This is a genomic window from Sulfurimonas sp. (genome assembly GCF_026196735.1).
In the GTDB taxonomy this organism is placed as follows: domain Bacteria; phylum Campylobacterota; class Campylobacteria; order Campylobacterales; family Sulfurimonadaceae; genus Sulfurimonas.
In genome coordinates this window covers 286,204-300,932 of sequence record NZ_JAPHUF010000007.1, presented here as the reverse complement: position 1 = coordinate 300,932, position 14,729 = coordinate 286,204, and the positions used below count along the sequence as shown (strand labels likewise).

Genomic DNA, 14,729 nt, shown 5'->3' with positions numbered 1-14,729 from the left:
GAATAATACCAAAGTACTATTTACATACTAAAACACATATGTTAACATGCAGTTATAATTATATTTTGGAGGTGTGTTATGGCTAGTGGAAAAACAATTGGACAGGTTCAGGTTTCTGAAGGTTCTGTTAAGATTATCGGTATTGACGGTGTTGCGCGTGAGCCAGCGTATGATGGTTTCATATATGAGGGTGAGCAGATTATCAGTGTCGATCCTGAAGCGCTATTTCAGGTTAAGTACACGGCTCTTCCCGAAGCAACTGCGTATGATGGTATCTTTAGAGTTTTAACAGATGGTTCTGTTATTGCCGGTGCAGATGTTATGGATAGCTTGGCTAGTGATAAAAACTTAGCTGATATATTTAATTTAGAGACAGCAGCCGGTGAAGAGGCTGCTGAAGGAAGCGGAAAATTTACTCCTAGTGACATCGTTGCTGAATCAAGTGTGCAGGGTTTTGGTAGAGGTCCAAACCCTGGCCTTGCAGGTTTAGATGGTGTTGATGTCGGTACGATGGATGATCAAACAAATGATAATGCTCCAACAGCCCAAGATGCTTTCAATACGGCAATGGAAGATAATCCAAATAATGTTGTTGGACAACTTTTAGGTCATGATGCTGATGGAAACCCTTTTCATTTTGTTTTAGTAGATGGACCAAGCGAAGGTTCTCTTATCTTGCTTCCTGATGGTAGATATATTTACAATACTGAAGATGATTTCCAAGATTTAGGTGTTGGCGAGACAAGAGATGTTACTTTTACATATAAGACTGTAGAAACTCACACTCCAGAAGGTTTTGAAAGTGATCCAGCTACTGTTACTATTACAGTTGCCGGTACTAATGATCAGCCGTATGTTGCTGATATAAATATAAATGGTGAATCAACAGGTGGTGTTGTTGGATACTACGATATGAATCAGGGAGAAGGAGTTAGTACACAAGTCGAAAGTATTAATGCTGCTGGTTTGGATGATATTCAACTATTTCACCTTAGTTCTGCAGAACTTGAAGGTATAGATACTCTTTATGTTCAAAATCCAAGCAATTCAAGTTACGGATCGGAATATCTTAGTCAGCTAGGAAGTATAGCTGATGCTGTTAATAGTGGGATGACTTTAATTATACATGATAGATATGTTACAGGTGGTTCACTAATACTTCCAGACGGAGGTTCTATAGTTTTTCATAGATATTTTGGAAATGACGACGAGATTGAAATAATTGATGATGATTTAGAAACTGGCGTTGGTGGAGACATTGATGATACATCTTTAGATGGCGGAACATCTTCCAACCATGGATATGTTGATTTAGAAAGTTTACCTGAGGGGGCGGAAGTTCTTATGACTGATGGAGACCCTTCACATGTAGTTACTTTTGCATACACTTATGGAGAAGGTACTGTTATATATTCAACAATTCCATTAGATTATTATCTTAACAACGGTGGTCCTTCTAATGTGGTTGCTAATATGAAAATTTATGCTGCAAATCTTCTTGAAGATTTTGTAAATACTTACAATATTATTTATGAAACTCATGACGATACAGATGTGCCTCTTGTAGATGATACAACAGATGATGGAAACAATGTTTTAACAGGTGAGTTAAGTGTATATGATGTTGATACAAACGATACACATGTATTTGTTGTAGATGAAGAAAGTATAACAATAGATTCACCAGTTGATGTTACTATTGAGAGTATTACTTTAACAGATAATGCGTATGAAGATGCAACTCCACATTCAGCTAATTATGAAATAGTAGGAAATTTCGGTGCATTGGCTGCCGGTGAAACAGCAACAGTTACAGTGAACTACTATGCAGTTGATGATAGTGGAGTTGGGACAGACCCTGCAAACCCGTATGATGAGTCTGACACATCTGAGCCGGCTACTATTACCTTTACTATTACCGGTACTAATGATCAGCCGATAGTAAGTGACATAAATGCGAATGGTGAAGAGGTTTCACTTTGGAGTTTAGTTGCTAGCGGGGCTACTCTGGCTACCATTGAAGCATTAGCCGAGATGGGTATTTCAAACACTGGTTCTTCTCCTACTGACGGTTCGGCGATTAAGTTTACTTTAACAAGTGCTGCGAATGAGACTGTTAGTTTTAACTGGGATTTCTTTGATGCTGAAAATGACAGTAGTTATTATAATGATTTTTCATTTGTTGTTATTGATGGTGTATTAACAACACTTGAAGATGTTTTTGATACTGATGTTAATGGAAACACAATACTGAGTCACACTTTTACAACAGCCGGTACTCATACGATAACTTTCGGTGTTATGAATTCTGGAGATACAGTTGTAGATTCGGCATTAAACATTCAACATGTATCGGGTGGTACTGTAACTGATATTCAAACAGTAGGAAATGTTTCACAAGAAGTTATTATTGCCGCAACTGCAATCTATGAATCACATGATGACGATGCTTACCAAAATGGTGTGGATGATACACAAGATGATGTTCTTACAACATTTAATGCAAGCTTGGCAACAGCTCAAGACGATGATACAAATGATACACATGAGTATTTCCTCAGCGCAGAGACAGCAGATGTAGCGTCAGAAGCTATAGACCCAGCTCTTATTACAGGGCTTAATGTAGTTGTTGATACAGATGGAGATTATACAGTTACAGGTAATTTCAACGCTTTAGCAGCGGGTGAGACAGCTACCGTAACATTTGACTATTATGCAGTTGACAATAACGGTGTTGGAACTGGAACAGATAACGATGAATCTTCAATATCAGAACCTAAAACTGTTACATTAACTATCACTGGTACTAATGATCAGCCGATTGTAAGTGATATTAGTGAAGAGTTACTTGAAACAACTAGCTCTGGAGATCCTTTGACAGATTTTGATCAAACAGATGTATTAACTACATTTGCAGGAACTCTTTCAGAAACACTTGTAGATGATGATTTTAATGACTTACATACTTATCATATGAATGGTGAGCCTTCAGTTACAGGTGCCCCGGGAGTAACCGATTTAAATATAGAAGTGAACAGCGATGGTTCTTACACTATGAGTGGTAACTTTAATGCTTTAGCAGCTGGTCAAACAGCAACAGTCTCGTTTGATTATTATGCTTTAGATAACAGCGGTGCACCTTTAGATGGTGATAGTAATAATGAAGCATCAATGTCAGAAGTAAAAACAGTTACCATTACTGTAACGGGTACAAATGATGCACCAGAGATTACAGATAGTACAAATCCTAATATCTTTAACGGATTAAACGGAGAGTATTATGGCATAGGAAGTCAAATTCACAGTTTAGCTGATTTTCAAGCAAAAATCTTGGATCAAGATCCAGATGCAACCTTTAGAGCTACAAATATTGATTATGGAGAACTAGGTATTACAACACATGGCTTTTCAAACGGTGATACATATCATGTTTCTACAGATGAGAGTTTACAAACATTTCTCAAAGCTGATGCACATACTCTAAGTGCTGATCCAGGCAATACTAGTGATGGTGGAGTTCGTTTAACAGGTCAAGTTGAACTTGATGCCGGTGAGTATACATTTAAAATTTTATCAGATGATGGGTACCAGATAATTATTGATGGTACGGCGGTTGCAACAAGAACTGCTAATCAATCACCTCAAACTCATTATCATAGCTTTAGCTTAGATAGTGATGGATTTCACGATATTGAGATATATTGGTGGGATCAAGGTATCGAGTATATATTCCAACCAGAACTCAAAATAGGTAATATTGAGGCAGAGGGAGAATATATAGCATTCTCATCTGAAAACTTTGACTTTAGAGCCGAAGCAGCAGCGTCTGTTATTGAAGCCGGAACAACTGACTCAGGTGTTGTAGTAGATGGAATACCTACAGTCTCTGGAGACTTAGACGCAACCGATGAAGACAATGGAGCAATATTGACATGGAGCGTAATAGATCCAAGTGACACATATGGAACATTTACTATAGACTCTACAACTGGAACATGGACATATACTCTAAACAATGATTTACCAGCGACAGAAGCGCTTAATGAAAATCAAATTGTTACTGAAGTATTTAATGTTCTTGTAACTGATGAGCATGGTGCTACAGATACACAACCTGTAGTAGTTGAAATACAAGGTACAAATGATGCACCAACTCTTAGCGTGTTCGGTGGAGATAATCTAGTTGTTAATGGAAGTTTTGAAAATCCTGATATTTCATCAGGAACATGGGCACATTTTGCAACTGGAGTTCCAGGTTGGGTAGCTGCAGATCAAGTTGAAATATGGGATCACCTTAGCACATACGGTTATGCTGCGTCAGATGGTGATCAGCATGCAGAGCTAGACTATAACGGAGTGGTTGATACATTATCACAAACACTTAATTTAAAAGAAGGAAAATTCATCTTAAATTTTGATGCAGCAACAAGAGATGCGGCAACAAAAGACAATGCATTTATAGTTCTTTGGAATGGTACTCAAATAGCATCTATTACTGAAGCAGATATGCATGAAACTGATGGCACATGGAAAACATTTACTTTTGAAGTAGATGCTGTAGATGGTGCAAATACATTGATGTTTGCCGAGGAATCTTCAGACAATTACGGTCCACTTCTTGATAATGTACAGCTTTATGCAGCTACTAGTTTTAACGAAACTACATCTGGCATAGTTGGAAATGTTGTTGGTGATGATGTTGATGCGGGTGCTGTCTTAACATACTCATTAGATAATGATTACGGTATCTTTGATATTGACAATAATGGGAGTATTTTTGTAAAAGATGGTCAATCTTTAGATTACGAACTTGCTCCATCGTACAATTTAGATGTAAGAGTGACAGATCAGTTCGGTGCTTCTGATATGAAAACTTTGGAAGTTAGTGTTAATGATATTACAGGAGTTGTAACCGCTAATGTTAGCAATCTTGTATCGCAAGATTTTTCTAACTGGGATAATGAAGGCTGGAGCTGGGACTACACAAAAGGTGGATTTAGTGCTAGTGGCGACTGGGATTTATCGAAAAATAAATTTGGTCCATTTGATGAAAACACTGTAGTACATAGAGAGTTTGATTTGGGTAGCGATTATGCAAATCTAGAAGTCTCAGTAGAATTTGATTTAATACTAAATCAACCAGGCAAATATTATAGTTGGAATAGTAACGATTCTATAGAGATTACAGCAAATGATTCTGCGCAAACACTTTATGCAACTAGCGGCGATGGTGTATACCATGTAGTTATGCAAGTTATAGCTGATGAAGATGGTAAAGTAGATGTCTCTTTAGATTCTAACACTAAAGGCGGGGATAGTTGGGCTGAGGTGTGGTATTTAGACAACTTTGAAATCAATTTTGAAAATCAGACTCTTACTTTTGATACTTCTGCTGAGGGCACAATTGATGTAGAAGCATTAGTAGATCAAGCTAATGATTTTGATCTTGATAATGATACTAGTACTATTGAAACTGGCATACCAGATTCTTTAGATGAGATAGACTTAACTGTTGGTAATCACGATTTATCAAATATTACATTAGCTGATGTTATTGAGTTATCCGATGCCGATAATGTACTTAAAATCACAGGCGATGCAGGTGATTCAGTCAATGACATAGCTGCTAACGGTTGGGTAGTCGACACATCTCCTACAGTAACTGAAAGTGGTTATAACACATACACCAATGTAGCTGATACTAGTGTACAATTATTGATTGATATTGAAATACCAATTGATGTAGACTAGGTTATAGTTTTACTAATTCCCACGCAAAAGCGTGGGAATCTACTTCACAAACTATTTAAATTTTTCCTTCTAAATTATCGCAAATATTAATTAAAAACTTTGAGTTGTGAGGCTTATTATTTAAATTTTAACGCAAGTGATATTCTATCCGTTACATTTGCTTTTTCAAATATATGTCTTATGTGTCCTTTGACCGTTGAGAGGGCTATTCTTTCGAGTTTTGCAATCTCTTTATTTGATAATCCATCTGCTACCATAAGTGCGATACTTTTTTCTTTTTCCGTTAAAGTTGGCATAAAGTCAGGTTCGTCTTCAGCATTTTTTTGAATATATTTATTGATAATATAATGCGTTAAATCACTAAAAAGCCAATTGTGCCCATTGTTAACACTCTCAATCATTTTTAGTAAATTGTCTTTATGTATGTATGAATTTTCATACCCTCTAATACCCTCTCCTAAAAGGGTAGATGCATGATGTACTTCCGGTGCAGCATTAAAAAGCAAAACTGATATAAAATTGTATTTTTTTAATATTTGTAGTGACTTATGAATATCAGCAACACTCATCTCATCAAAAAGTATAATTATTGGCGTTGTATGTTTGTTTAAGTATGATGCCAGTTTGTTACAATCATCTATGCATACAGTTTGATAAGTTTGTGTAAGAGCATTTTCCCAATGTTTTCTAATAGAAGACATATTTGTAAATAGTATTATCTTTTGCATAACTGTCACCTTTCGCTTAATGTATTTTCTTTTGCTCTCAAAATTGGTTTCAATATGTAGTCTAAAACAGTTTTCTTTCCTGTAATAATATCTACATCTGCCGTCATACCAACCATGACATGTAGCTTTTTATTTTCATTGCCCAAGTAATTTTTATCGGTTTTAATTCGTACAAGGTAATAACTTTGCTTATCAATTGGGTCAATAATGGTATCCGCACTTATGTGTGTTAATGTGCCCCTTAGAGAACCATATATTGCAAAGTCATAAGCAGAAAATTTCACTATTGCTCTTTGTCCTGGAAATAAAAACGCAATATCAGCAGGTCTTACCTTTGCTTCTATTAAAAGTTTATCATCAACTGGGACTATTTCGAGCATATCCATTCCCGGTCTAACGACACCACCGACAGTATTAACCAATAATTGTTTTATTGTTCCATCCACCGGAGAACGAACAAATGTACGCTTTACCTTGTCTTCACGGGCAATATTTGATCTCTCAATTCTCTCCATTTCAGCCTTAGCCTCATTGTATGCCTCTTTTGCTGCATTTCTAAAGGCTAACTCAACCTCTTTTATATTATTTTTTTGTTCTTCCAGCACAGAAATAAGACGAGGTATAGATAGACTTATAGCTTTCATTTCGCCTTCTATACTGCTTGCTTGTCTTTGAAGTTGCAGAAATTCCACCTCCGATACAATGCCCTTTTTGACTAATGGTTTATTAAGTTCCACTTCTCTTAAGATTAGATTGAAATTATTGGTAAGTTGAACCAATTTTGCTTGAGCCTCCGTAAGCTCATTTCTTTTTTGCTGCAAACGACGGTTATAAATAAGTATATTGTTTTCTAACTGTTCTTTATTACTTCTGTATAAAGAGAGTTCATGCTTGATCAGCTCTGGTGATTCTTGCTTTATTCTTTTAGATGCTTTAAACGGCTTGCCGGTTGATTCGGCTAAAAGTCTGGTTGTTTTTGCTTGAAGTTCATTGTAGCGAAGTTGATTCTCTGCAAAATTACTGAGAAAACTTGTATCATCAATTTTGATAAGAATATCTCCTCTTTTTACAGCCTCTCCTTCTTTAACTAGAATTTCACTAACAATACCACCTTCTAGATTTTGAATTACTTGTATCTGTTGAGAAGGAATAACTTTACCTTGACCGCGGGTTAACGCGTCAATATCAGCATTATAAGCCCAATATATCAACCATACAATTACAAATGCACTTGTCCATAACATTAGCTTAGTGCTTAATGATGTATGCATCAACATTGCTGAACTAACAGAGTTCATATACTCCAAATCGTCATCGTCTTTTACACGAAGATTTTTAATATCTTTTTTTTTATATGAGTACTCTACAAATTTATCTTCAAGACTCATGATTTACTCTTTTTTTTGGTCTATTTAGTTTTTTGACAACTTCAGCATATGTTCCATCTAGAACTACCCTACCCTGATCTAACAAAATAAGTCTTTGACTGAGTGCCAATAAATTATTTTTGTGTGATATTAATAGTGTGGTTTTATTTTTTTTATAAGAAGCCAGCGTATTTATAAAGTTATTCTCATGCATACTATCCATTGAATTTGTTGGCTCATCAAGCAAAATAATCGGTGCAGGATGGATAAAAGCTCTAGCAACACTTATAGACTGTTTCTGCCCGCCAGAGAGACCATCACCTCTCTCACCGATAGGCATGTCATATCCCATAGGATGTTTATCAACAAAATCACTTATTCCGCTCAGTTTTGAAACATACAATATATCTTCGTCACTTGCGTCAGGAGACCGAAAAATAATGTTGTCTTTTAAAGTACCTTGAAATAAAACAACATCCTGCGGTACATAAGATATACTTCTTCTTAAATCAGCAGGGTCTATCTGTTTAATGTCAATTCCATCAATCAAAATAGAGCCCTCAGTAGGTTCATATAGTCCCAATATAAGTTTTTCAATACTTGTTTTTCCAGAACCATTTGTACCTATGATACCAACAGATTCTCCAGGGTTTATTACAAAACTAACATCATCTAAAATCTTTTTTTCTGTATTTGGATAAATTAAACTTACATGTTGAAATTCGATTTTACCCTTAAATGTTGGACGATGAACAAATTTTTTAGCTTCATCACGCTCAACAGACAGCTGCATTATGTTGTTAATACCATCGTATGCCGTTTTTGTTTGTTGAAAATTAGCTATTAAAGATGCAACCTGTCCTAGAGGCGCCAGCGTTCTTGAACCCAACATAACAACAGCTATCAATCCACCCATACTCAAGGATTTTTCGCCTATTGCATAAACACCGCCAATTACGATAGCGACAGTATTTAACTGAACTACAAAATTGACAAATGTTGAAATTGAATTTGACAATATTTTAGAGTTTAGACCTTTTTGTGCAACATCACCGGTTGCCTCTTCCCACTTCCATTGATACTGCCCGCTTATTCCTAAAGCTTTAATAGTCTCTAATGCCGCTATTGACTCGATTAATACAGAATTTTTTCGTGCAGATGCCTCATATGTGCTCTGAACACTATGTCGCATTGGTCTTTCAACAATGGAACTATAAATAATTATAATTAAAGCACTAATCATTGGAATTGCTACTAACCAATCTCCAATGATATAAATAATAAATAAAAATATAATCGTAAATGGAAGATCTATCATTGTAGCAATCGAAGATGCAGTAAAAAAACCTCTAATTGAGTCAAAATCTTTCAAATTACTAGCAAATGATCCAACAGAACCAGGTTTTGATGCCATATTAAGATTCATTACATGTTCATATATCATTGATGACATAATAACATCACTTTTTTTAGCTGCATTTTCAAGAAAATACGAGCGCAAAAATTTTAAAATTATATCAAATACATAAATTACCGCAATACCCGTAGCAAAGACCCACATGGTATCTATAGCATTATTTGGTACAACTCTGTCATAGATATTTAAAGTAAAAATCGGACTTGCCATAACAAAAAGATTTATCAAAAAAGAGGCAACAATCACATCCATATAGATACCTTTAGAAAAGGAGAGAGTTCCCCAAAACCAATGGTTCTTTTCATGTTTTAATAAGCGTTTATGTGCATCCTTGTAGTGATGTTCAGGCTTTAGTAAATAAGCAAAATTAATATACTCTGCTTCTAAAAACTCTGTTTCAATCCAGTTTTCACCCTCTCCTACTTCGGGTAAAATAATTTTTGCATACTTTTTGTCTGGGCTTATTTCTGTTAAAATACAAGCTTTCTCATTGTTTTTATCACCTTTTAAGATCAAGATAACAGGCAAAAGCAAAGGGGATATATCTTTAAGTGAGTAATTTACTAACTTAGAGCTAAATCCTGCACGCTGTGCTGCACGATGAAAAGCTGATTTTGAACCTTTTGTCCCAAGTGAAAAAAGCTTAGGAGTAACCCTGCCAGGAGCAACTGGAAGGTCGGCAACAAGAGCATCTGCACTAAATGGACGATTGTAGAGCTTGGTGAAAATCACCAAGCACTCAAGTATCGGATCTTTAGTCACAAACTTGGATGACATTCATTTCTTCCATTATTTTGCCAGTGTATGATAAGATTTGGTAGTAAGCCAACAAGCGATCATATTCTGCTGTGACTTTAAGATTTCTTGCACCGTTATATTCAAGTTCAATATTTAAAAGGTCAATAATACTTCTACGACCTAGTTCATTCTCTTTTCTATAATCAGCTACTGTCTCAGCACTTGCGTCAATATTTTTCTCAATATGAACCAACTGTTCTCTTGTTGACTCAAATGTTTGCCATGCAATTTGTGTATAAGCTTTGATATAGCGCTCTGAATCTACAAGTGTACTTCTTTTGTTAAGTAGTTTATGTTGATTTGCTTGTGCATTTGCTCTATCTGACATACCGTTAAAGATATTATAACTAAGTACCAAGAGAGCATTTTGTCCAGAGTCTATCTCGTGACCTAGTGGATTTACAGCACTTGTACTGCTAGAGATACCATGTACATTTTTATTCCAATAAGTTGTAGCAACAATATCTGCTCTTGGATAAAAAGCTGAATTAGAGCGTCTCAAAGCTGCTTTAGCTACTGTTATATCATTTCTAGAAACATTTATAGTAGGATTGTATTGCAAAGCAATCTCAACTAAAGACTCCATGTTATCAGCAGGAATATTTCCAATTGTCGGTTTCTCTAAATCCGCAGCAGATACAGGTCCTGGTAATATACGCTGAAAACTTGCGATTGAGTTATCATAGTTTTGCTGCGCTAAATACTGAACACTTAAAGCACCCTCATAACGAGAAAGAGTCTGCTTATAATCAGACGCACGACCAACTCCGGCATCAACTTTTTCTTTGATTTGTGAAAGGTACTTTCTATGAACTTCTGTGTTTTCTTTAGCAATTTGAAGCAGTTCATGGTATCTAAGTACATCTAGATAATATGAAGCAGTTTCTAGTGCTAAATTATTTGCATTTTCCATAACCGAATTACCTGCAGACAAGATAAGCGCTTCTTGCTGTTCAACCCCATACTTTGTATCAAAACCAGAAAATACATTTAAGGCCAAAGTAGCTGAAGCATCTTGACGCGTTAAACTTTCAGTTTCTCTACCATTTGCTATTGTTCTAGTGTGTTCAGGACCAACTGAATACGATATATCTAGCGTTGGCAGATAACCGGACTTAGCTGATGTGAGCAACTCTTTTTGTGCATTATGCGTCTCCCTCTTCATTGTCATTTGAGGATGTGTTTCAATTGTTTTTTGAACAACTTCAGTCACGGTCATAGCACTTAAAAGTGCAGGTACCAAAGCCACCGATAGTAATGTATATTGTTTCATCTTATATCCTTTTTGTTATATACTATAAGTGTACTATTCATATTCTAAAGACATTCTTAAATAATTATAAAAAACATAAAAGAATTCACTACTTTGTACAATTAAACTCAAATTTATATGTTTTATATTATTGCATTTTATTTGATTATTCTATCACATCTTTAAATATAAAGATTTTCAATATAATTATAACTTACTTATTGAACAAAACTCTGTCTATATATCAATAAGTGGTTTGTAGTTTATAAGGTTTATTCAGTATAATTCCACAAATTATTAAATTTGTAGTTTAAATGTAAATTTATAAAATAATATCGGAGAAAATATGGGTTTAAGTATCGGTCTTGTGGGACTTCCAAATGTAGGCAAATCAACAACTTTCAATGCACTGACAAAAGCACAAAATGCAGAAGCGGCAAACTATCCCTTTTGTACGATAGAGCCAAATAAAGCGGTAGTTCCAGTTCCTGATTCAAGACTAGCAGAGCTTGCCAAAATAGTAAACCCTGAAAAAATCCAATACTCAACACTTGATTTTGTTGATATTGCAGGTCTTGTTAAGGGTGCATCAAAAGGTGAAGGCTTGGGAAATAAGTTCTTATCAAACATTCGTGAGACAGAAGTTATTTTACAAATCGTAAGATGTTTTGATGATGACAATATTGTCCATAACGAGGGAAGCATAGATCCATTAAGAGATGTTGAGATTATTGAGACTGAGCTAATCTTAGCTGATATTGAAGTTTTACAAAATAGAATAGAGAGACTAAAAAAACAAGCTAAAGCCGATAAAAGTGCTAAAGCGATTTTAGGTATAGCAGAAGAACTTTTAGAGTTTTTAGCAGAAGGTAATTTAGCTAGGAACTTTGAAAAAACCAATACAGAAGAGTATCAACAACTAAATCATGAAGTTAGATTTTTAACCAATAAAGAGATTATGTATGGTGCAAATGTTGATGAGGAAAGTCTGACTGATGAGGGTGATTCAATGGATGACAATCCATATGTTGCAGCATTAGCAGAGCATGCACAAAAAAATAATTGTGAAATCATAAAACTTTGTGCAAAGGTTGAAGAAGAATTAATTGGACTTGAGCCGCAAGAAGCTGAAGACTTTTTAAATGAACTCGGTATTGAAGAGTCTGGGCTTGATCAAATTATCCATAAAGGTTTTGACAAGTTAGGTCTAATGAGTTACTTTACAGCAGGTGTTAAAGAAGTTCGTGCTTGGACAATTCGTAAAAACACAACTGCACCTAAAGCTGCCGCAGTTATCCATAATGACTTTGAAAAAGGTTTCATTCGTGCTGAAGTCATCTCATACAATGATTACATTGAGTGTGGCGGTGAAGCAAAAGCGAAAGAAGCCGGCAAAATGAGACTCGAAGGTAAAGAATACATCGTGCAAGACGGCGATGTCATGCACTTTAGATTTAATGTTTAAATAGCCGACACATGGAAGTTTAACAATAAACTTCCTTTAAAAAGCTAGCTTATTTTTGCGATAGTTTCCCCATATTTGACATTATCACCAGCTTTAATATTTAACTCTAGTGTCTCTTTTTCAGCCAATATAACTATAGTAGAACCCATCTCAAAACAACCAAAATCATCACCCTTGTTTAGATGTAAATTCTCATAACTGTATGCACTACTTTTAACTGCATCGGCATTTGTTTTTATCTTTGGCTCAAAACTAACTTGCATTACGCCAACATTTAAAGCACTTACCAAAATCATAAAAAATCTTTTTCCTGAACTTGTCTCACAATGTAAAACAACTCTCTCATTTTCTATAAATAAATTTACTCTTTTGTTTAATGACGGAACATTTACCGGATAAAATTTTCCAGGTACATGTACTGCTTTTAAAACTTTTAAGTTTGTTGGTATATGGTACCTGTGATAATCTTTTGGAGAAAGATAAAAGTTTACAAAAGTACCGTCATGAACTATGTTTTTTTCCTCTTGAGTAAACTCATCACCTATAAAATCATCACATTTATAGCTCATTCCTTTTATCTGAAGAGCATACTCTTTATCTAAGTTTCCGCACTCTGATATCCAAGAATCACAAGGAGAGATAAAGTCATCAGCATCTAGAGAATACGCTCTATCTTCTTTAAGTTTTCTAGTAAAAAGAGCATTTAAGCTGCGGTATGTCTCCGGAGAGTGAAATTCACTCATATCTAATCCCATTATTTTTACATAGCCGTTGTTTATAAAGTTTTGAATCCCTTTAGGAAACTCTCTGTTTGCAAATTTACCAAATGTTTGTGAAATTGCCGAAGTTATATGTCTACTCATCTAATATCTTTCTTATCATTTATTTTTCTCTTTGCTAATTCTTCAATCAGCACAGTTGCGTACGAACCCTTTGGAAGTGAAAAGTTAAGTTCATACTGCGCTTCAATTGGTTTAAACCTGCCCTCTACCTCTTCTGGAAATACCCAGGCATATCTTCTAGCTCCATCAGCATTAATCTCATCATCAAAATCTTTCTCGATAAGCCTTGCACTACCTGAAGATTGTTTTACTTTTTTACCGCATAAAAGTCCTGTTGGAGAGATGTCTCTGTCATTAAATCTTTTACAATCATCCTCTTTCCCATCAAAATCAAAAAGTCTACCATGTGGATAATGCTCCATAATATCGCCACTGATAAGCTTAAATGGATGCTTTTGTGCTTTCATGCTAACAAGTTCACTATTTGGCATATTTAAGAGCGATTCCAGCTCTTGGGGTTTAAAGTTTTGAACAAGTGTATTTATCTCTAATCTTCTACTAAGCCAAAGATTAAACAGATGACTTTGATAAGCATTAATCAGTAATTTTTTTATCTTTGGATTTCGCTCTTTTTTCTCACCTTTTGCAACCTTCTCACCCTCTATATGATTATCGCCATCATTTCCAAAACGCTGATAACCAAAAAAGTTTGGCATACCGTCTTTAGATATATTCTTAAGAGCTTCATCTATTTTTTGTGCAGAAGTTGGGTTAACTTTTTTGAGTTTAATATAAAATCTATTACCTCTTAAGTGTCCTGTTTTGATTTTATTATTATGATATGTCTTTGATATGATTTTCACATTATCATGCGAAAAATTCTCCATAGCCTCTTCATACTGCTTATGTATAGATATATACTGTTTTGTCATGGCATGCTTGTCTTTTAGTCCGGCATAGCCTATCTCTTTGTTTTTAATTCCTAAATATTTAGCAATCAAACTTACCAGTTCTAGCGTGGAGAGACTCTTTTTTCTTACGAACAAAACGAGATGCTCACCCTCACCTGAAAATTCATACAGAGGTAATTCTTCAACAACAAAATCCCGTGGAGTCTGTTTAAAAAGAAAGTCAATTGAAGAGTGGTTCAGTGAATAAAATCTATCCAT

Annotated in this window: 8 protein-coding genes; 2 read left to right on the top strand and 6 right to left on the bottom strand. The window is 35.2% G+C overall.

Annotation, left to right across the window (positions count from 1 at the left end; translation table 11 throughout):
• Positions 1-78 precede the first annotated feature (78 nt).
• Positions 79-5,751, top strand: coding sequence for a VCBS domain-containing protein (locus OQK60_RS04695; RefSeq protein WP_297684600.1), 5,673 nt, complete (start codon positions 79-81; stop codon positions 5,749-5,751).
• 116 nt (positions 5,752-5,867) lie between these two features.
• Here the strand turns inward: OQK60_RS04695 and OQK60_RS04690 are convergent, their stop codons facing one another.
• From OQK60_RS04690 to OQK60_RS04675, 4 genes are read right to left on the bottom strand one after another with little or no spacing between them, the layout of a single operon-like run.
• Positions 5,868-6,479: a LuxR C-terminal-related transcriptional regulator gene (locus tag OQK60_RS04690; RefSeq protein WP_297684598.1), complete on the bottom strand. Its 612-nt coding sequence runs from the start codon at positions 6,477-6,479 to the stop codon at positions 5,868-5,870.
• A gap of 5 nt (positions 6,480-6,484) precedes the next feature.
• The gene (locus OQK60_RS04685; RefSeq protein WP_297684596.1) at positions 6,485-7,867 is read right to left on the bottom strand and encodes an HlyD family type I secretion periplasmic adaptor subunit; all 1,383 of its coding nucleotides are present in this window, start codon (positions 7,865-7,867) and stop codon (positions 6,485-6,487) included.
• A complete protein-coding gene (locus OQK60_RS04680) occupies positions 7,857-10,040 on the bottom strand; it encodes a type I secretion system permease/ATPase (protein WP_297684594.1) in 2,184 nt (727 codons plus the stop codon). Before OQK60_RS04680 ends, OQK60_RS04685 begins: the two co-directional genes overlap by 11 nt.
• Positions 10,018-11,334 (bottom strand): TolC family outer membrane protein, encoded by a 1,317-nt coding sequence (locus tag OQK60_RS04675; protein ID WP_297684592.1) that lies wholly within the window; start codon positions 11,332-11,334, stop codon positions 10,018-10,020. Before OQK60_RS04675 ends, OQK60_RS04680 begins: the two co-directional genes overlap by 23 nt.
• A 325-nt stretch (positions 11,335-11,659) precedes the next feature.
• Here OQK60_RS04675 and ychF point away from each other — a divergent pair, with 325 nt between their 5' ends.
• Positions 11,660-12,778, top strand: coding sequence for a redox-regulated ATPase YchF (ychF, locus tag OQK60_RS04670; protein WP_297684590.1), 1,119 nt, complete (start codon positions 11,660-11,662; stop codon positions 12,776-12,778).
• A gap of 44 nt (positions 12,779-12,822) precedes the next feature.
• Here the strand turns inward: ychF and OQK60_RS04665 are convergent, their stop codons facing one another.
• Together OQK60_RS04665 and truD are read right to left on the bottom strand one after the other, a co-directional pair.
• Entirely contained in the window at positions 12,823-13,641 is an 819-nt protein-coding gene (locus tag OQK60_RS04665) for a phosphatidylserine decarboxylase (protein WP_297684588.1), read from the bottom strand.
• On the bottom strand, positions 13,638-14,729 hold the full coding sequence (truD, locus tag OQK60_RS04660) for a tRNA pseudouridine(13) synthase TruD (RefSeq protein ID WP_297684586.1): 1,092 nt from the start codon (positions 14,727-14,729) through the stop codon (positions 13,638-13,640). The genes OQK60_RS04665 and truD overlap by 4 nt, the downstream gene beginning before the upstream one ends.

Excerpts from the sequence above, each read along its gene's own strand:
- OQK60_RS04685 (WP_297684596.1), bottom strand. The coding sequence starts at position 7,867 with ATGAGTCTTGAAGATAAATTTGTAGAGTACTCATATAAAAAAAAAGAT.
- OQK60_RS04675 (WP_297684592.1), bottom strand. The coding sequence starts at position 11,334 with ATGAAACAATATACATTACTATCGGTGGCTTTGGTACCTGCACTTTTA.
- OQK60_RS04690 (WP_297684598.1), bottom strand. The coding sequence starts at position 6,479 with ATGCAAAAGATAATACTATTTACAAATATGTCTTCTATTAGAAAACAT.
- OQK60_RS04665 (WP_297684588.1), bottom strand. The coding sequence starts at position 13,641 with ATGAGTAGACATATAACTTCGGCAATTTCACAAACATTTGGTAAATTT.
- OQK60_RS04695 (WP_297684600.1), top strand. The coding sequence starts at position 79 with ATGGCTAGTGGAAAAACAATTGGACAGGTTCAGGTTTCTGAAGGTTCT.
- ychF (WP_297684590.1), top strand. The coding sequence starts at position 11,660 with ATGGGTTTAAGTATCGGTCTTGTGGGACTTCCAAATGTAGGCAAATCA.
- OQK60_RS04680 (WP_297684594.1), bottom strand. The coding sequence starts at position 10,040 with ATGTCATCCAAGTTTGTGACTAAAGATCCGATACTTGAGTGCTTGGTG.
- truD (WP_297684586.1), bottom strand. The coding sequence starts at position 14,729 with ATGGATAGATTTTATTCACTGAACCACTCTTCAATTGACTTTCTTTTT.